16 protein-coding genes are annotated in these 18,410 nt (G+C 45.9%); 10 read left to right on the top strand and 6 right to left on the bottom strand.

Going from position 1 to position 18,410, the window contains the following annotated elements; all coding sequences use genetic code 11:
- The first annotated feature begins 46 nt into the window (after positions 1–46).
- The 3 genes from BN3912_RS09170 (at position 47) to BN3912_RS09160 (ending at position 5,203) form a co-directional block, all read left to right on the top strand.
- Entirely contained in the window at positions 47–3,571 is a 3,525-nt protein-coding gene (locus BN3912_RS09170) for a DEAD/DEAH box helicase (RefSeq protein WP_004369933.1), read from the top strand.
- Positions 3,572–3,832: 261 nt separating this feature from the next.
- Complete coding sequence (locus BN3912_RS09165) at positions 3,833–4,432, top strand: HdeD family acid-resistance protein (protein ID WP_023983589.1); 600 nt, start codon at positions 3,833–3,835, stop codon at positions 4,430–4,432.
- Between the two features lie 39 nt (positions 4,433–4,471).
- Complete coding sequence (locus BN3912_RS09160; protein ID WP_016665228.1) at positions 4,472–5,203, top strand: nitroreductase family protein; 732 nt, start codon at positions 4,472–4,474, stop codon at positions 5,201–5,203.
- 322 nt (positions 5,204–5,525) lie between these two features.
- Here BN3912_RS09160 and BN3912_RS09155 read toward each other — a convergent pair whose 3' ends face one another.
- From BN3912_RS09155 to BN3912_RS09140, 4 genes are all read right to left on the bottom strand, one after another.
- Positions 5,526–5,948: a hypothetical protein gene (locus BN3912_RS09155; protein WP_004369930.1), complete on the bottom strand. Its 423-nt coding sequence runs from the start codon at positions 5,946–5,948 to the stop codon at positions 5,526–5,528.
- Positions 5,949–6,090: 142 nt separating this feature from the next.
- Positions 6,091–6,729, bottom strand: a complete 639-nt coding sequence (gene udk, locus BN3912_RS09150; protein ID WP_004369929.1) for a uridine kinase — start codon at positions 6,727–6,729, stop codon at positions 6,091–6,093.
- Between the two features lie 8 nt (positions 6,730–6,737).
- Entirely contained in the window at positions 6,738–7,313 is a 576-nt protein-coding gene (locus BN3912_RS09145; protein ID WP_004369928.1) for a uracil-DNA glycosylase family protein, read from the bottom strand.
- Positions 7,310–8,356 (bottom strand): endonuclease/exonuclease/phosphatase family protein, encoded by a 1,047-nt coding sequence (locus tag BN3912_RS09140; protein ID WP_023983590.1) that lies wholly within the window; start codon positions 8,354–8,356, stop codon positions 7,310–7,312. The genes BN3912_RS09145 and BN3912_RS09140 overlap by 4 nt, the downstream gene beginning before the upstream one ends.
- A gap of 192 nt (positions 8,357–8,548) precedes the next feature.
- Between BN3912_RS09140 and BN3912_RS09135 the strand changes: the two genes are divergently transcribed.
- The 5 genes from BN3912_RS09135 (at position 8,549) to BN3912_RS09115 (ending at position 15,260) form a co-directional block, all read left to right on the top strand.
- Positions 8,549–11,107: a TonB-dependent receptor gene (locus BN3912_RS09135; protein ID WP_023983591.1), complete on the top strand. Its 2,559-nt coding sequence runs from the start codon at positions 8,549–8,551 to the stop codon at positions 11,105–11,107.
- 12 nt (positions 11,108–11,119) lie between these two features.
- Positions 11,120–12,463: a DUF5689 domain-containing protein gene (locus BN3912_RS09130; protein ID WP_064972303.1), complete on the top strand. Its 1,344-nt coding sequence runs from the start codon at positions 11,120–11,122 to the stop codon at positions 12,461–12,463.
- 24 nt (positions 12,464–12,487) lie between these two features.
- A complete protein-coding gene (locus BN3912_RS09125; protein ID WP_023983594.1) occupies positions 12,488–13,906 on the top strand; it encodes a DUF6359 domain-containing protein in 1,419 nt (472 codons plus the stop codon).
- A 79-nt stretch (positions 13,907–13,985) separates the two neighbouring features.
- Positions 13,986–14,237 (top strand): type B 50S ribosomal protein L31, encoded by a 252-nt coding sequence (locus tag BN3912_RS09120; RefSeq protein WP_004369923.1) that lies wholly within the window; start codon positions 13,986–13,988, stop codon positions 14,235–14,237.
- A 96-nt stretch (positions 14,238–14,333) separates the two neighbouring features.
- Positions 14,334–15,260, top strand: a complete 927-nt coding sequence (locus BN3912_RS09115) for a DNA/RNA non-specific endonuclease (protein ID WP_023983595.1) — start codon at positions 14,334–14,336, stop codon at positions 15,258–15,260.
- Between the two features lie 2 nt (positions 15,261–15,262).
- On the opposite strand, the gene BN3912_RS12525 is transcribed toward BN3912_RS09115, so the two are convergent.
- Both BN3912_RS12525 and BN3912_RS09110 read right to left on the bottom strand, forming a co-directional pair.
- Positions 15,263–15,424 carry a hypothetical protein gene (locus tag BN3912_RS12525; RefSeq protein WP_154665154.1) on the bottom strand — a complete coding sequence of 54 codons (162 nt, stop codon included), beginning with the start codon at positions 15,422–15,424 and terminating at the stop codon, positions 15,263–15,265.
- A gap of 282 nt (positions 15,425–15,706) precedes the next feature.
- Positions 15,707–16,333, bottom strand: coding sequence for a hypothetical protein (locus BN3912_RS09110; protein ID WP_016665229.1), 627 nt, complete (start codon positions 16,331–16,333; stop codon positions 15,707–15,709).
- A 319-nt stretch (positions 16,334–16,652) separates the two neighbouring features.
- Between BN3912_RS09110 and BN3912_RS09105 the strand changes: the two genes are divergently transcribed.
- Both BN3912_RS09105 and trxB read left to right on the top strand, forming a co-directional pair.
- Positions 16,653–17,204 carry a glutathione peroxidase gene (locus BN3912_RS09105; RefSeq protein WP_023983596.1) on the top strand — a complete coding sequence of 184 codons (552 nt, stop codon included), beginning with the start codon at positions 16,653–16,655 and terminating at the stop codon, positions 17,202–17,204.
- 249 nt (positions 17,205–17,453) lie between these two features.
- Positions 17,454–18,401, top strand: a complete 948-nt coding sequence (trxB, locus tag BN3912_RS09100) for a thioredoxin-disulfide reductase (protein ID WP_023983597.1) — start codon at positions 17,454–17,456, stop codon at positions 18,399–18,401.
- The last annotated feature ends 9 nt before the right edge of the window (positions 18,402–18,410 follow it).

Here is an 18,410-nt window from a genome sequence, read left to right as displayed (position 1 = left end):
TGCTGTTTCGTTTTTCTATCGTATCTTTGTATGCGGAATAAACAGCATGGAAAAACGATCTGTTATAAACAACAGCCGCAAAACATCACTTTCTCCCGCCACGGAAGAGGCGCTATACGGCTATGTTCCCGATACCGAGAAAGATTTCTACGAGGCATTGCGACCGGTTGTACGACTGCCGCAACCGCCGGTCGGGCGCATTTATCATGTGTTCGAACAGGTGCTGCGGCTGGCTGTAGACCGCAAACTCCGCCACAATAAAATTCATTTTGCGGGCATGTTTGCCAAGATAGATTACTTGGTAAAAGAGTTCCGCATTACGTCTCAGCTCGCTATCGATATCAACGGTGCCCGAAACAGAATAAGAAATGTGGCATCGACAGCGCCGGACGAACTCCGAAAAGCCTGCCGCTACGACCTGAAAGCAATATGCGAATTTATTCATGAACTCTATCCCGACACTGCTATTCCTGCCTTCTTAGCCAAATTCTTCCCCGAAGACAGACTGACAACCGTGCCCCCTCGGCGACTCATGGGCAACAGATTGCGAGTTGCCGTGGGCTCTTGGGACGACGAATACATATACGGCATTGCCGAAGAAAGCGGCGAGCAAATCAAACTCTGCTACCGTTTCGACAGCGAATACGGCATGGGCGACTGGTCTTACCTGCGCTCCTTACTGCGCAACGGCACGCAACTCAACGTAGTAAACCCGCGCGAGAATGACGGTATCGTGTATCCCGAATTGCTCATCTACGAACCTGATTACTTGGTAGACATATCGTCTGTAGCCGCTTGTTTCGAAACTTATGCCCACGATGCGCGCATCCACCTGCTCAATAAAATAAAACCCAGCGTGAGTACCGATGCCATATTGCTGGGAAATTTCGCCGGCCAACTGCTCGATGAGGAGGTGCATTCCGAAAATAAAACCTATGCGCAGAGCATCAAGAGTTTCTTCAAACGCAATGCACTCGGCATGGCGGCCTGCGATACACTGGACAAACAGTTCCACGAGAACGCCAAACAGCAGAAACGGAACATACGCCATGCGCTCAAAGAGGTGCTACCCGAGGAAGTCGGCAGCTTCGATTCGCAACGTCTTTTGCTCGAGCCGTCTTTCTTCTGCGAGCTGCTCGGCATACAAGGACGCATGGACTTCCTGCAATCCGATTATCAGGTACTTATCGAACAGAAGGCGGGTAAGGGCGCTTTCCCGCCCGATCCCGATCCCAATACGCCGCGACATCAGGAACGACATTACGTGCAATTACTGCTTTATCGCGCCCTGTTGCACTACAACTTCGGCAAACAAAACAAGGAAGACAAGGCACTTAAGAGGATTTACACCTTCCTTCTTTACTCCAAGTATGCCAATAGTCTGCTCGAATTGGGCAATGCTCCGCGGCTTTTGTTCGAGGCCTTCCGCATTCGAAACGAACTGGTGTTCCTCGAACAGCAATATGCCACCACCGACGGCATGCGTCTTTTGGAGCGGTTGACGCCCGAAAATCTAAACATATCGCATGCTTCAGGACGTCTTTGGGAGCAATACATCCGTCCGCAACTGAACGCTCTGTTGCAGCCCATCCATACGGCAACGCCTCTGCAACGAGCGTATTATCTGCGCTTCATGGCATTCATAGAAACCGAACACCTGCTGGCCAAGGTTGGCAACAAAACCAAAGAGGGTTCCGGTTTTGCCGCCGTATGGAACGATTCCGTGGAAGAAAAGCGGCAGGCAGGCAACATCTACGACAATCTGTCGTTGGCTCCGATCGCATCGGAAGGTAAGGAAGTCGGCACCGTTACGTTACTCTTTGCCCGACAGATGCAGACCGATATGTCGAACTTCCGCACGGGCGACATCGTGATATTGTATCCCTACCCAATCCACAGCGAACCGGATGCACGGCAAACGATGGTGTTTCGTGCCACCATCACCGACATACAAACCAACTGCATACGCCTCGCACTGCGTCATCCGCAAACAGATAAGCGGGCTTTCCTGCGTCCGCAAACCGACAGATGGACCGTAGAACACGATTTCTTCGAGTCGTCTTTCGGGGCTCTCTACCGCGGGTTGCACACCTTTCTGTCGGCTTCACAGGCACGAAAAGACCTTATTCTTGCACAAAGAGCACCGCAACAAGACACACATCTTGCCCTGCAAGGCGATTACGGTGCGTTCAACGAACTCGTTCTAAGAGCCAAACAGGCACGCGACTTCTTCCTCATAATAGGCCCACCCGGTACGGGCAAGACCTCTTTCGGGCTGCTCAACGTGCTCAAGGAGGAACTCTTATCGCCCTCATCCGCCATTCTGCTGACGGCATACACCAATCGTGCGGTCGACGAAATATGCAGCAAACTGTGCGAGGCAGGCATTGATTTCCTCCGTATAGGTTCGTCTTTGAACTGTGAAGAGCGCTATCGAGGGCATTTGTTGGAAGAAAGAGTACAGCAATGCGATACGGTGAGCGACGTTAAAGAGCTCATTGCCCGCACGCGTGTGGTATGTGCAACCACATCGGCCCTTAATGCCAACATTGCATTGCTTACTATGAAACGCTTCGATCTTGCCGTTATAGACGAAGCATCGCAGATACTCGAACCGCATATCATCGGCCTGCTCTGCGCTCAATGTGGCGGCAAAGAGAGCATAGGGCGCTTTGTGATGATAGGCGACCATAAGCAATTGCCGGCCGTGGTGCAGCAAACAACGGAAGAATCGCGCACGGACGAGCCCGAACTACACGCCATCCATCTTACCGACTGCCGGCTCTCACTGTTCGAACGTCTGCTGAAAACGTACCGTAACAATGCCTCCGTAGTCTACATGCTCACCCGTCAAGGACGCATGCATCGCGACATCGCCCGCTTTCCCAGCCAAGCATTCTACGGGAATGCGCTGCAGACAGTGCCTCTACCCCATCAGGAAAGAGTCCTTGCCCCCGTCCTCCAAGGCGCAAAGGGCATAGAAGCGCTCCTGCTGACTCGCCGCATAGCCTTCCTGAACGCCCCTGCCATGGAGGACGAAAGCGCCGTATCCGACAAGACCAACAAGGCAGAAGCGGAGATGATCGCCGCTACTACGGTGGCTGCCTACCGCCTGCATGCACACAATTTCAGCGTGGCGCACACGATAGGCATTATTGTTCCCTACCGCAACCAGATAGCCACGGTGCGCAATGCCATAGACCGATACGGCATAAAGTGCCTGCACGACATCACTATCGATACCGTGGAACGTTATCAGGGAAGCCAACGCGACATTATCATCTACGGCTTTACCGTAAGCAAACGCTACCAGTTAGACTTCTTGTGCAACAATGTGTTTGAGGAAGACGGCGCCGTTATCGACCGCAAACTCAACGTGGCAATGACGCGAGCCCGCGAACATCTCATCCTTATCGGCAATGCCCTGCTGCTTCAGGATAACCGCACATTTGCCCAGCTCATTGCATTTATACGCAACAGACAGAGCTTTTTCGACATCGCCCCCCATGTCTATTGCCGCAGTGAGTTTACCCTGACGCCCGTAAAGGAAGCAGAAACGAAACCAACATAACCGAACGGCGGGCACTCTGCACACTGCAAATAGCAGATATATATACCGTATAAACTCCTTATACGGCACATATTGAAACGATATGCCTACGGTCTGTAGTTCATAAACATAGCATGCATGCACACAGCCGTTACGTTATCGCAATCTTTCAAACGCCAAACAAAGCCATCGTAAGCTCTTTACGCTTCCGAATAATTCCCTTGCTTTTGCACTTTGTTTTCAGAATTAAATACTATCTTTGCAACATTAAACATTGAAATTATGAAGATAATACAAAGTTCATTGTTCCGCGCAATCTGTGCGATTATTGTGGGGGTGTTGCTTATCAAATACAGAGAGCAGACCGTTACATGGATCACGATTTGCATAGGAGTGCTGTTTTTTCTTTCCGGCGTTATATCCTGCACCACCTATTATAGCACAAGGAAGCAGACGGGCGACACAATTGTCTACGACGCCGACGGCAACCAGCTTACCGGTATTAAGCCTACGTTCCCGATAGTAGGACTGGGCAGCCTTATTCTGGGCGTAATACTCGCCCTGATGCCCGATACTTTTATCAACGGACTGGTATATATTCTCGCCGCTATTCTTATATTGGGAGCCGTCAGTCAGTTTGTTATGTTGGCATCGGCCACCAAATACGGACGCATCGGATTTTACTTCTGGATCGTGCCGTCCGTCATTCTACTCATCGGTATTATAGCCATCGTCTACCCTACAGCTATCGCTTCGGCGCCGCTCTTTATCATCGGATGGTGCATGTTGCTTTACGGCGTTACCGAATGTATCAATGCTTTGAAGCTTCATAACCTTAACCGTGCGAACAAAAACGACGGCATTGAAGAAATAAAACAATAACTGCAACATAACCCGATGCAGCAAAAAACATCGCTAACCATGACTTTACAGGAAATTCTTGAGCACAGACGTGCCGTGAGACTCTTCGATTCGTCGAAGCCATTGGATGTGGAAAGCGTGCGCCACTGCATAGAATTGGCCACACTTGCACCCACAAGTTCGAACATGCAACTATGGGAATGTTATCACATTACCGATAAGAATATGCTTCATAAGCTTGCAACAGCATGCTTGGGACAGCGCTCTGCCACCTCTGCACAGCAGATGGTAGTTTTCGTAACACGTCAAGATCGCTACAAAGACCATGCACGCAAGGTACTCGAAGCCAATATAGATAACATTCGGCACAACAGTCCGACAGAAAGACAACCCCATCGTATCAAGCTCATGCAGCAATACTATGGCAAGCTGATGCCTTTTCAATACTCGCGTTTTATAGGCCTATGGGGATTGGTGCGCAAGGCTCTTATCCAATGCGTGGGGTTGTTTCGTCCCATTCCGCGCCAAATGTCGGAAGGCGATGCACGCATTGTGGTGCATAAAAGCTGTGCTTTGGTAGTACAAACCTTCATGCTGGCCATGAGCGAAGTGGGATATGACACCTGTCCTCTTGAGGGCTTTGACAGCTATTTAGTGAAAAAGGCCCTGCATTTGCCCCATACAGGTGAGATAAACATGATTATCGCCTGCGGTATTCGTAAACCCGAAGGCGTACAGGGAGACCGTTTTCGCCTGCCGTTCGATGAAATGTACCGCAGAATTGGCGATTAGAAACTTCGGTCGATAAGATATGAAACGAACTGCAGAGTTACATCTAAGCGTTGCACAATACAAGATAAAGAAAAACAGGCATTACATCTGCCGCCGATAAAGATGCTTTTCATCTTCTTTAAACATGCCGCCTTTTACTATTTCACAACTCGTGTACAAATGCATAACCTTTAGAGTTTGGCATCGAAATTTTTCTCTTATCGGAAATGCAATAATCAAAAATATGGAAATATAATATGAGAATATAATACAAGAAGCCTGAAAGGATCAAGTTCTTTCAGGCTTTTTCTTTTTTATGGCAGTAGTCTGTCCAACTGATAAACTACTGGGTAATAAATACTACTCTTTTGTTCAAATCGTCTAAACGACGCTGTACTTTTTCTATATTCTTCTGTAGTTTATCGAGTTTTTTCTGGCTCTTCACCACCTTCTTATTTGCGTTCTCCACCTTATCTAAAACCTTTGCACGCTCTTTGGCGGCCTTTGCCGATGCTGATGCATCCATTATTGTATAAGACGAAACAGCCTCAGAACTCGCCTCGGCATTGATATCAGAAGCCTTTTTACATAATTCTTGATGGACTGTAAGTGCTTTGTCGTACTTTAATCGCAAGTTCGTTAATTGGGTATTGAGTTTCAGTACTTCTTTCTGAAGTTTAAGATTTTCAACATCTGGAGAACCTGCAACCACACTATTTATTCCTAAGAAAAGTAGCATCAAAGATGCGCATAACATTTTTTTCATAACCTTGTTGATTTTAATTAGTACAATCCTTTTATAAATACTTCACTGCAAATTTAAGAATATTATAACATTTCCACAACAAAAACAAACATAAAATATATATTTCAAGTGTTATTATTGACGTTTATCAAAAGCCTTCTTACTAAACAACCGCGGACATCAGTCCTTCGATATACTTGCAAAGGATGGCTATTCCTCGCACATTCTCTCCTCCTTGCGGAATGATAAGGTCGGCATAACGCTTTGTGGGCTCTATGAACTGTTCATGCATGGGCTTGAGCACCTTAAGATATCGATCGACAACCATTGAAACGGTACGCCCACGGTCCATAATATCGCGCTGGATATTACGGATAAGGCGCTCGTCAGAGTCGCAATCCACGTAAATCTTTAAGTCCATCATCTCACGGAGCTTCTTGTTGAGCAGCGTCATAATGCCTTCTATGATGATTACGGGCTTGGGCTCTACATGAATAGTCTCGGGTAATCGGTTACATTGAAGATAGGAGTAAGTAGGCTGTTCGATGGCTATACCGTTGCGAAGATCGTTAACTTGCTGTATCAAGAGTTTCCAATCGAAAGCATCGGGATGATCGAAATTGATGGCATGACGCTCCTCTTCGGTCATTGAAGAGGTATCGTTGTAATAAGAATCGAGCGGTACAACGGCCACATAGTGTGGGGGCAGGGTTTCTACAATACGTTTTACAACGGTCGATTTGCCAGATCCTGTGCCTCCGGCAATACCGATAATCGTTACTTTCTCTTGAAAGTTCTCCATAAATATATTTACTCTAGAATGTCGTTGAACATGATGCGATAGCGTTTGGCTTTATCCTCAACACGCATAGGATATGCCCTCGAACTACTCGGCATGCGGTACAACCGTAAGTTTCTGCCCTCGAAAGGAAACTCGGTATAACCTCCCATTGCAGGAACGGCAATACCATAGTGCTTTGTAAATACGTTTGTAGCCAGCTGACCGGCGGTTAAAACGCCTCTACATTGGGGCAATGAGCGCAACAGAGCATCAAGGTCGGCGGGTTCTACAATCTCTAAATCTTTGTCGGAAGCTGTGTTTTTTGTACGCCGAACGCGCAATGCGGTGTCTGAAATAGCCACTCTTTTGGCCGTAAGAAACGCTTTCAGCGCAGCTACATCGAATGTCCTTTTGCCCTGAACGACGAAATGATTTTTATCGTCGAAGTAGATGTAGCCGAAAATACGCCACATATCGTTCTGAAAGTTGGGATAATAAAACTCCATACACCAACGCTTGCGAGCCGGCGGAAAGGTGCCCAACATGAGCAAGCGTGCATCTCTTGGCATAAAAGGCACAAAGGGATGCGTTTCTATACCTATCATCTAAGTTCCTTTAACAGGTAAACTACAACCGGTAGATGGTCAGAATAACCATCCTGCCATACCCCTCCGGCCGTGGTACGTTTAGGACTGCCTTTATATTTGCCTTCGGTTTGAAAGAGATAGGGCATCCGCTGAATTTGGCAACTCCAATACTTTAAGGTAGAAAAGTCTTTCGAACCGTCTTTATTGAGCAGATTGGGAGTCATTACGATTTGGTCGAACAAGTTCCATGCACCGTTATACATCAGCGTTCCGGTGCCCTTCTTTACCAAGACATTGTACCATGGATTGTACATATCTCCTACTCCTACCTGATTTATCTCTGCCTTTGCCGAAAGTTTCTCGTGCATACTCCTGTCGACAGGATCATCGTTCATGTCGCCCATAACGAAAACTTTACAGGCCGGATCGGCTTTCAAAAGCGAGTCTTTTACCGCTTTAACCTGCTCGCCCGCTATCTCTCGATAGAACGAACCGCTGAAACGGCTCGGCCAGTGGCACACGATAGCTGCGACATGCTCGCCGGCCATCGTCCCGCTCACGGTAAGAAAACCACGCGATTTATATGCACTGTCTTTCTCAAGGCGCTGAACATAAGGCACTAATTTCACATTTCGCACCGCGAAAAGCGAAGGATTGTAAAGCAAAGCACAGTCTATACCGCGCCGATCAGGCCCTTCTACGTGTACATATTTATATCCCCGCGCTTTCAATTCGGGCTGGGCGGTAAGAGCATCGAGCACCTTTGCATTCTCAACTTCGCTAAGTCCGATGATTGCACAACCTATATTGGGCAATTTGTCTGTGCCCATATCGGCCAAAGCCCGTGCCATATTATGAAGTTTATGCGAATATTTCAGCCCGTCCCAATGATAAGAACCCGACGGAAGAAACTCATAATCGTTCTTTCCTGCATCGTGACAAGTATCGAAAAGGTTCTCTTGATTATAGAAACCTACGGCATATACCGAGAATTTCTTTTGCGCTGACACCGAGAAAGTTATCAACAATAAAGCTACAAAGATAATAAATTGTTTTTTCATTTACTTCATTTGTTTTTAAGTACCATGCTAAAAAGCACGCTAAATCAACATGTTTATAAAGTTTTGCAAATATCGGTAATTAATATGACAAAATAGAATGTTTCGTGAAAAATTAAATAAAAAGGTTCTCTTTTTTAAAATATATTTCGTTACTTTGCACCAAATGTGTAATATCTATATAATTAATCGACTATGCAGAACAAGCTGAAATTAGCTGTGATAGCTTTATGTTATTCCCCTTTAGTCTTTGCCCAAAAAGGCGAAACCGACGGACAGAAAGCTAAACCAATAGACGAATCGGCATTTACTTTTACAGAAGCACAGTTGGGAGAAGACGATGATATGTCGCAAAATGTTACGATCATGAATTCTAACACCAATGTCTATGCTTCCGAAGTGGGATATCTGTTTTCCCCATTACGTTTCCGATATCGTGCTTTCAACCAGAAATATAACGACGTTTACATCAATGGAGCACCCATGAACGACATGGAATCCGGCCAATTTCGTTACTCCTTGGTGGGCGGTCTGAACCAACAAACACGAAATATCGACTTCGCTTTGCCTTTCGAAAGTAACAACTTCGCTATTCCGGGCATGGCCGGAAGCAACAATTATAACTTCCGTGCGGGAAATATGGCGGCAGGGCATCGCCTTACTTTAAGCGGAGCAAACCGCAATTATACCCTTCGGGGCATGTATACATACGCCTCAGGATTTAACAATAAAGGCTGGGCTATCGCCGCCAACATTACTTACCGATGGGCTAACAGAGGCTATGTAGAAGGCACATTCTATAATGCTCTGTCTTATTTCTTCGGTGTTCAGAAGAAGTGGAATAACGGTCACAGCCTTTCATTCTCTACATGGGGCAATCCTACAGAGCGCTCCACGCAGGGTGCTTCGACCGAAGAAGCGTACTGGCTTGCCAATGATTATTACTATAACCCTTATTGGGGATATCAGAACGGGCATAAAAGAAACTCGAGAGTTGTTAACGATTTCGCACCTTCCGCCCTATTCACATGGGATTGGGACATCAATAAAGATATGAAACTCACAACGACTTTGTTCGGTTCCTATAGCATGTATAAGAGTACGAAGCTCAATTATAACAACTCAGAGAACCCGCAACCCGATTATTGGAAGGCGTTGCCGAGTTCATACTACGACGTATGGGACGCAACGGATACGCGGTATCGCACCGCTCAAGCATTGGCAGACTGGAATTCGGCATATAACTTTTGGAGAGCAAGCAAGGCCAATCGCCAGATCAACTGGGATCAACTCTACTACGCCAACAAGCAGGCAGCCCTCAATGGCAGCGATGCTTTGTATTTTATTCAGGCAAAACATATCGACAACCTGCGCTTTAATTTAGCCTCGACACTGACGACTCAACTCAACAAGAATGCCGTATGGAACTTAGGTTTCATGCTCGGACAGAACAAAGGGCACCACTATCAGACCATGGAAGATATGCTGGGAGCATCTTCTTTCCATAACATAAACACGTATGCACTGGGAACTTACAGCGCTAACGATCCGCGTATTCAATACGATTTGAATACTGCAGGGCCCAATAACCTCGGACGTCTCGTCTACGAAGGCGACAAGTTCGGCTACGATTACGATATTCTTGTACACAAAGGCCTTGTGTGGACTAACTATGCAGTAAATACCGGTCGCTGGCATTTGATGGCTGCCGGAAAGTTCGGGGCTACGGACATGGCACGCAGAGGCAACATGCGCAACGGCTTGTTTGCCAACAATTCTTTCGGAAAAAGCGGTTATGCAAAGTTCGGAGAGGCCGGCGGAAAGGCAAGCATGATATTTAATGCGGGCGCAGGAAATACATTTTCATTGGGTGCCGGCTATGAATGGCGTGCGCCGAATGCCAATGCAGCGTTCGTATCTCCCGAAATGAACAACGACTTTGTGAATAATCTAAAAGACGAACATGTGTTCAGTAGCGATTTCGGTTATCAGTACCAGAGTCCTTGGCTACATGCCAATTTGAACGCATATTATAGTTATGTAGACCACATCACGGAGTGGCAGAACTTCTACTACGACGATGTAAATGCTTTCTCTTATGTATCTATGACCGGTATCAAGAAAGAATACTACGGCATAGAGCTGGGTTTAAGGTTCAAACTTACTTCATTTTTAGATCTTAAAGCTATCGGTTCGTGGAATGAAGCCAAAAACATAAATAATGCACAGGCACGCTATTTAGTTTCTACAAAAGGTGTCTATGTAGACGAAAAGGTATATAACAAGAACATGCGCGAGTCGGGTACGCCGCTTACTACGGCAAGTTTGGGACTAAGCTACCACCAGAAAGGCTGGTTCATCGACCTGAACGGCAACTATTACGACCGCATCTATCTGTCGTATGTGCCCAATTATCGCTTCGAAAGTTCACTAAAAGTCAGCGGTCAAGTAGACAACTTGGGCAATTACATCGTACCCGAACAGATGAAAGGGCACGGCGGTTTCATGCTTGACGGCAGCATCGGAAAGAACATATACCTAAAGCATGGTTCGCTCTCCATTAACCTCATGGTGACCAACATACTGAATAATCAGAAGATTGTTACGGGAGGTTACGAACAAAGTAGAAGCGACTATACGACCAACAACGACGGAACATTAAGCAATTACCGTTCTTATAAGTTCTCTCGTAACCCGAAAGTGTATCACGCATTCGGTACAAACGGCATGATCAACATAGCATATAAATTCTAAAAGTTTATCGAAATGAAAGATTTGAAATATATTCTGTTTGTGCTTATCTGTACGCTCTTCGTATCTTGTATGGGCGAAGATTATGCCGATCCGCAGGGAAACGGCATGCCTCCTTACGGCAATAACGAACTGCAAGAAACCAATGTCGTTTCCATAGCTGCTCTGAAAACCAAATATGCCAGTACTATTTCATCGAACGGCATGGAACAGATAAGCGAAGACATCCAGATAAAAGGTTATGTTACAGGCAACGATATCGAGGGCAATATCTATAACAGCATTGCTCTGCAAGATGAAACCGGCGCCATTATCATCTCCATCGGGCAGGGCGGATTACACGGTTCATTGCCCGTAGGTCAACAAATACTTGTATCACTCAAGGGGTTGGTCATCGGTGGTTACGGCATGCAGCCGCAGATAGGAGCCGTTTATACGAACAAAAACGGTACACAGTCAGTAGGCAGAATGAACCGCTACGCATGGAGTACGCACCATAAAATACTTGGAACTCCCGATGCTTCGAAAGTCAAACCGACAGACTTCGACTTGAGTAAGATAGGTGATCAAACCTATTTAGCAGAAAATTGCGGTAAATTAATGACGCTCAAAAAGGTGAAACTGAAAGATGCAGACGGCAAAGCCGTATTCGCTCCCAACGACGGAAGCGTGCAACTCACCGCCAACAACGTAAACCGCGCTATACAAGGGCATGACAACATCGTGGTTAGAACCAGTACCTATGCCGATTTCGCCAATATGGTAATGCCGACAGAAGTACTGAATATCACCGGTATCTTTACGCGCTTCCGCGACACATGGCAAATCCTGATGCGCAGTACCGGTGATATCGAAGAGGCTCCGAAAGCCATTTATCAACAAAGTTTCGCTGAAAGTCAAGGAGACTTCACTATTTTCAACACCACTCTTCCTACAGAACTTGCCAACGTATGGAGCTGGGTATCTGCCAATTTCGGTATGAAAGCGACAGCATACGTGACAGCCTCTCACGCCAATGTGGCAGCAGAAAGCTGGCTCATCAGTCCGTCTATCGACCTTACAAAGGCCGCCACGGTCTCACTTTCTGTAGATCAGGCGTTGAATTTTCTACAAGGGAACACGCTTAGCGACTTCGCTCAAGTTGCAATCAGTACCAATTATCAGAGTGGAGATCCGGCTTCTGCCACGTGGACACCACTCACTCTTTCCCAATATCCTGCCGGCAGCGACTGGAATTTCGTTACGGGTACGACCTCACTGAACACCTATAAAGGAAAGAAAGTACGCATTGCTTTCCACTATAAGAGTACTTCTGCGTGCGCTCCTACTTGGGAGGTGAAGAACTTTACCGTAGAATAAATAAAAATAAAGATATAAAACAAAATGAAAAAGCTATTCTATTCATTACTCGTTTTGGCTATGACAGCCACGACATTTACAAGTTGTGAAGATGTTCCGGCACCTTACAACGATCCTAACAATAACGGTGGCGGTACGACAACAGAGGTTACTCCTGCAGGTAGCGGTACGGAGGCCGATCCTTACAACGTAGCGGCAGCCTTGCAAAAGATTAAGACTCTCGCAGCAAACGTGAACTCAGAGCCGATTTACGTTAAAGGTAAAATCGTCTCAATCAAGAGTGTTGAAACTAAAACCTACGGCAATGCAACCTATTACATCTCTGATGACGGCACGGCAAAAAATCAGCTTTACATCTATCAGGGCTATTATCTCGGCAACAAAAAATTTACGGCCGAAGATCAAATCAAGGTGGGCGACGAGGTTGTTATCTATGGTCCGTTCGTAAACTATAATGGCAACACCCCCGAAACAGTAGGCAAAGGCCAAACTTACATCTACTCGCTCAACGGCAAAAAAGATGAAAATGGCGGCGGCACCACACCTTCTGTAGAGGCCAAGGGCGACGGAACGGAGGCTTCACCCTATAATGTTACGGCGGCCATTGCCAAGGGCACGGCCTCGAATGTATATACAAAAGGCTTCATCGTAGGTTATATTTACGGCAAAACAGCTAAAGACGGAGCCCGTTTCTCCTCCGATACATGCACGGTAACATCCAATGTCTTGATTGCTGCGACGGCTACCGAAAAAGACATTACCAAATGCATGCCGGTACAATTGCCGGCAAATGCCGTCCGTACTGCGGTCAATCTGAAAGACAACAAGGCTTATCTGGGTAAAGAAGTGCTTCTCTACGGAGAGATTACAAAGTACTACGGACAGCCCGGTATTAAATCTGTAACCTATGCAGAAATCGACGGTAAGACCGCCGGAACTAAGCCCGGAGCAGCTTCTGATGCCATTCTCAATGAGACTTTTGCTACAAGTTTAGGAAAATTCACCGTTGCCAACGAAGTCGATCTTGCAGCAGGAACAACCGTATGGCAGGCAGATACTAAATATAAATGCGCCAAAGCAACCGCATACATCAATAAAGTAAGAGTGGCAAGCGATAGCTGGCTCATCTCTCCGGCATTGGATTTAAGCAGCGTTACCAAAGCTACGCTCTCGTTTGAACAGGCAGGTAGATATTTCGGAACCGTGGCCGATGAAATCAAGGTGCTCGTTTCAACCGACTATAACAGCGGGAAACCGTCTACTGCAACATGGACACCGCTCACATTAAGCGCAACGGTAACAAACAAAGACTTTACTTTCGTTGCCACGACAGCCGATCTGCAAGCCTTCGTAGGCAAGGCAAACGTACGCATAGCCTTTGAATATAAGTCTTCTGCAACGGTTGCCGGTACATGGCAACTAAGAAACCTAATCGTTAAATAATCTATCTTATATTTGGCTGATTACGAAATTCTTCGTAATTTTGCAGCCCAAACAACGATTATTATAAATACATATTAAAATGAAAAAAGGTATTCATCCCGAAAACTATCGCCCCGTTGTATTCAAAGATATGTCCAACGGCGATATGTTCCTTACCAAGTCTACATGCAAAACAAATGATACTGTAGAGTTTGAAGGCGAAACTTATCCGGTGGTAAAAGTGGAAATTTCAAGCACCTCTCACCCATTCTATACAGGTAAGAGCAAGCTTGTCGATACAGCAGGTCGTGTAGACCGCTTCATGAACCGCTACGGCAAGTTGAAGAAATAATATATCAATCAGCTTTTAGAATATAATTGAAAGAGGTGCGTCCTAACGTAATTGCACATACGTTAGCACGCACTTTTTTTATTTAAACATGTATCTATGAACGGATGGAAAGCCATATCAATGGCTATAATTGCGGCAGTAGCCTTATCGGCATGCGGCAACGACAGCGAAGATAACGGAGGCAACAAGGCCGAAACCAATGCTAATAAAAACATAGCTACGGCAAATATGCCTGCTGAAATTACTCATTTAGAGTTTCCGAAAGTAAAAGGAGGCAGCAGCGAAGTCATTGTACACTCGACAACGCAATACGGTATGACGTATGCACTCGAATGGGACCACACGAAACGCGCACAAAGATGGACGTGTTTCGAGATAACTGCTGCCAACAGAGTGAAGAACTGGTCGCGTTACAAATGGAATTCGACTTCTTGGGGAGGCGATCCTTTCCAGCTCGATCCCAAGGTCCCCAAGAACGAACAACCACCTGTAAGAGGAGAATTCAGCGGAAGTTATTACCCTGATGGAGGGAAATCCTATTATCAGCGGGGCCATATATGCGCCTCGGAAGACCGTGTCTATTCGAAAGATGCCAACGAACAAACGTTCTACATGACGAATATGATGCCGCAAGTAGGCAACTTTAACGGCAAAATATGGGCAAAATTGGAAGAAAGAGTGCGCACGTTAGCCCTGAGTACTGATACTTTATTCGTATGCAAAGGCGGAACCATCGACAACAGCGAGCAGATATTGGGCTACACTCGCAGCCGTTTTATCGTGCCGCGCTACTTCTTTATGGCATTGCTTGCCAAGAACAAATTAGGCTACAAGGCCATAGGTTTCTGGGTAGAACATCTTAACGAAGACCACAGCAACGACAAACTGGGCATTTATGCCGTGAACATAGCAGACTTGGAAAAGAAAACCGGCATCGATTTCTTCTGCAATTTGCCCGACGACATAGAAAAACAAGTAGAAACGCTCGATATAGACAACGTAAAACGTGCTTGGGGATTTTAATCTTACACCGCCGTTCTGCAACCTGCATCCACAACGATAAACCGCACCAAACTGCCATCTTGCAGTTCGATGCGGTTTATTTCAATATCGAAACATAGATAATCCCTGCCCATTTCTTCCCAAAAGAAGAGATTACAAAAATTTATTTTGTCTAACCCCGTCATAATCTTCAAAGACAAAAGAACAGCAACCCGATTACTTTCTTAAAAAGATTTAGACAACCTAAGTCCCTACCGCACAACTGTCAAACATTCATCCCTAATCGCTTATCTCTCATCCCTATTCCCGACACACCGCCTTTTTAACAGCCTTACACCCTACCTCTAAGACAGACAAACATACCGCCTGTGTGTTATCAAAAGCCGACACACAGAAAAAAGAGCCGCACCTCATAAGAGATGCAGCCCATGATTTTCGAAATTATTTATTCACACTATTACCTGCACTTACTTAGCATGCGAGTTGATGGGAACCGAATTAATCTTCGTACCTCTGGTCATCGCCTTTGCAAGAGTCTTCCTCTCCAGATTAAACTCATCCACTTCGTCGGTATTCTGTCCTATCATTACTCCGTTAAACTTGCTGCTGTCGAGATAGAACCCATTGCTTACGCTATGGGCATCCAGCCTCATAACACGCTTCTTTCCGTACTGGTTAGGATCGTATTCAAGATAAATATCGCCCGTACGCGGATCGATGTACCACGAAAAACTCAACACATCCGTACCTTCACTATAATAATCGTACTCCCTGCCACGACCATTCAGCGATTTCGAATTATACTGATCGAAGATAAATTCCACGTCCAGATTTTGCGTAACTCGCTGTCCGTTCTCCGTATATTGTGCAACAAGCGTACCTCCCCATATACCGCGAAGCATTTGCGCCTCCTCGTTAAGCGCATCAGTGCCATAATTAAACGGCCGGTTATACCAATCGTAGCTGTCGTACCAACTACCGTAATAGTCGTAATAATCATAGTCTCCGTACCACGGATCGCTGTCGCAAGAGGTGAAAGTTGCCAGCAATCCAACCATTATTGCCATTGGTAAAAGTTTATACATCCTTTTCATAATCTTATATTTTTTATATTGTTGTTTATTCATCTAATCGGTATTGCAAAGATATACTATCCGCCTTTTGTCTGCAATGATAAAATCTATATTTGTAAGTAGGGGTTTCCCTATTCGTTGGTAGGGAAAAACGGTTTATTTAGTTTATTTATGTTTTTTCGGCTTTTGCATGTCATATTATTTATATACCTTTGTAGATAGCAGCACACAGAGTGGGCCCATATAATATTGGCATAGTGTTTGCTTGCAATAATTACAATTACGGATAATAATATCTATAGAAATATTTATAAACAACAAAACCCAATAAACCAAAAAGATGAAAACAGTATACGAATTTACTGTCAAAGACAGAAAGGGAAACGACGTATCTTTGAAAGAGTATGCCAACGAGGTGCTCCTCATAGTAAACACGGCTACCAAATGCGGATTTACCCCGCAATACGAAGAACTGGAGGCTCTTTACAAGAAATACCACGCACAGGGGTTCGAAATTCTCGACTTCCCTTGCAATCAGTTCGGCCAACAAGCCCCGGGAACCGATGAAAGTATTCACGAATTTTGTAAGCTGAACTACGGCACAGAGTTCCCTCAATTCAAGAAAATCAAGGTAAACGGCGACGAAGCAGCACCGCTCTATAAGTTCTTGAAAGAGCAAAAAGGCTTTGCAGGCTGGGACGAAAGCCACCCCATATACCCCATTCTCGACAAGATGCTAAGCGAGGCAGATCCGAATTACAAGGAGAATGCCGAGATCAAATGGAACTTCACCAAGTTCTTGATCAACAAGAAAGGGCAGGTAGTGGCACGCTTCGAGCCCACCGAAAAGATTGCAAACATCGAAAAGCAGATAGAAGAACTGCTGAAATAATCAGGAATTAAGGATTTTAAATTTCGAATTATGCCTGCCGACATTATGAATGTTGATTTAGGATTTAGGAGCTTTGATTAATGTTTTAGGTATAAATAATGTTGATCGGCAAATCGTTTAACTCCTCAATCATAATTATTCACTCATAATGCAAGGCATAATTCGTCATTCAAAATTTCTAATTCATCATTCGCAAATGCCGCAGGCATAATTCGAAATTCTTAATTCAAAACTCAAAATTAAAGAAACATGTCTAACAAAGAATATACCCGTTGCCTCATTATAGGCAGCGGACCGGCCGGTTACACGGCGGCCATATATGCCGGAAGAGCCAATCTGAAGCCGATAGAATACTGCGGTATTCAGCCCGGAGGACAGCTCACGCAGACCACAGAAGTAGAGAATTTCCCGGGATACCCGCAAGGTATCGACGGTAACCGGATGATGGCGGAGCTTCGCGAGCAGGCTGAACGCTTCGGAACCGACGTGCGCGACGGCGAAATAGTTAAGGCCGACTTCAGCAAGTCGCCCTATGTGCTCACCACAGATCGCGGTACACAGATCGAAGCCGATACGGTTATCATCGCTACAGGGGCTTCGGCAAAGTATCTCGGCTTAGAAGACGAGAAGAAATACAACGGACAAGGCGTCAGCGCATGTGCCACCTGCGACGGATTTTTCTATCGCAAAAAGACCGTGGCCGTGGTAGGCGGCGGCGATACGGCATGCGAAGAGGCGCTCTATTTGGCAAACCTCTGCAAAAAGGTGTACATGATAGTGCGCAAAAACTACCTGCGTGCTTCCGACGTGATGCGCCAACGGGTGGAAAACAAAGACAATATAGAAATCTTATACGAGCACAATACACTCGGTCTTTATGGCGAGAATGGCGTGGAAGGCGCACACCTTGTCAAACGTAAAGGCGAGGCCGATGAGCAGAAATACGACCTTCCGATAGACGGATTTTTTCTTGCCATCGGTCATAAACCCAACACCGACGTGTTCAAAGAGTGGCTCGATCTCGACGAAACCGGCTACATCAAGACCGAAAACGGTACCCCCCGTACCAAGATCAAAGGCGTTTTTGCAGCCGGAGATTGTGCCGATCCCGTTTACAGGCAGGCCATCGTTGCAGCCGGAAGCGGCTGTATGGCAGCCTTAGAGGCAGAACGTTACTTGGGAACCATCGGAAAATAGCAGTTTCAC

This window comes from Prevotella phocaeensis (genome assembly GCF_900065875.1).
In the GTDB taxonomy this organism is placed as follows: domain Bacteria; phylum Bacteroidota; class Bacteroidia; order Bacteroidales; family Bacteroidaceae; genus Prevotella; species Prevotella phocaeensis.
The sequence above is the reverse complement of the archived record's forward strand: the minus strand, read 5'-3'. Positions and strand labels throughout refer to the sequence as shown.

Coding starts and splice junctions, on each gene's coding strand:
- BN3912_RS09170 (WP_004369933.1), top strand. CDS start 47: ATGGAAAAACGATCTGTTATAAACAACAGCCGCAAAACATCACTTTCT.
- BN3912_RS09165 (WP_023983589.1), top strand. CDS start 3,833: ATGAAGATAATACAAAGTTCATTGTTCCGCGCAATCTGTGCGATTATT.
- BN3912_RS09160 (WP_016665228.1), top strand. CDS start 4,472: ATGACTTTACAGGAAATTCTTGAGCACAGACGTGCCGTGAGACTCTTC.
- BN3912_RS09155 (WP_004369930.1), bottom strand. CDS start 5,948: ATGAAAAAAATGTTATGCGCATCTTTGATGCTACTTTTCTTAGGAATA.
- udk (WP_004369929.1), bottom strand. CDS start 6,729: ATGGAGAACTTTCAAGAGAAAGTAACGATTATCGGTATTGCCGGAGGC.
- BN3912_RS09145 (WP_004369928.1), bottom strand. CDS start 7,313: ATGATAGGTATAGAAACGCATCCCTTTGTGCCTTTTATGCCAAGAGAT.
- BN3912_RS09140 (WP_023983590.1), bottom strand. CDS start 8,356: ATGAAAAAACAATTTATTATCTTTGTAGCTTTATTGTTGATAACTTTC.
- BN3912_RS09135 (WP_023983591.1), top strand. CDS start 8,549: ATGCAGAACAAGCTGAAATTAGCTGTGATAGCTTTATGTTATTCCCCT.
- BN3912_RS09130 (WP_064972303.1), top strand. CDS start 11,120: ATGAAAGATTTGAAATATATTCTGTTTGTGCTTATCTGTACGCTCTTC.
- BN3912_RS09125 (WP_023983594.1), top strand. CDS start 12,488: ATGAAAAAGCTATTCTATTCATTACTCGTTTTGGCTATGACAGCCACG.
- BN3912_RS09120 (WP_004369923.1), top strand. CDS start 13,986: ATGAAAAAAGGTATTCATCCCGAAAACTATCGCCCCGTTGTATTCAAA.
- BN3912_RS09115 (WP_023983595.1), top strand. CDS start 14,334: ATGAACGGATGGAAAGCCATATCAATGGCTATAATTGCGGCAGTAGCC.
- BN3912_RS12525 (WP_154665154.1), bottom strand. CDS start 15,424: ATGACGGGGTTAGACAAAATAAATTTTTGTAATCTCTTCTTTTGGGAA.
- BN3912_RS09110 (WP_016665229.1), bottom strand. CDS start 16,333: ATGAAAAGGATGTATAAACTTTTACCAATGGCAATAATGGTTGGATTG.
- BN3912_RS09105 (WP_023983596.1), top strand. CDS start 16,653: ATGAAAACAGTATACGAATTTACTGTCAAAGACAGAAAGGGAAACGAC.
- trxB (WP_023983597.1), top strand. CDS start 17,454: ATGTCTAACAAAGAATATACCCGTTGCCTCATTATAGGCAGCGGACCG.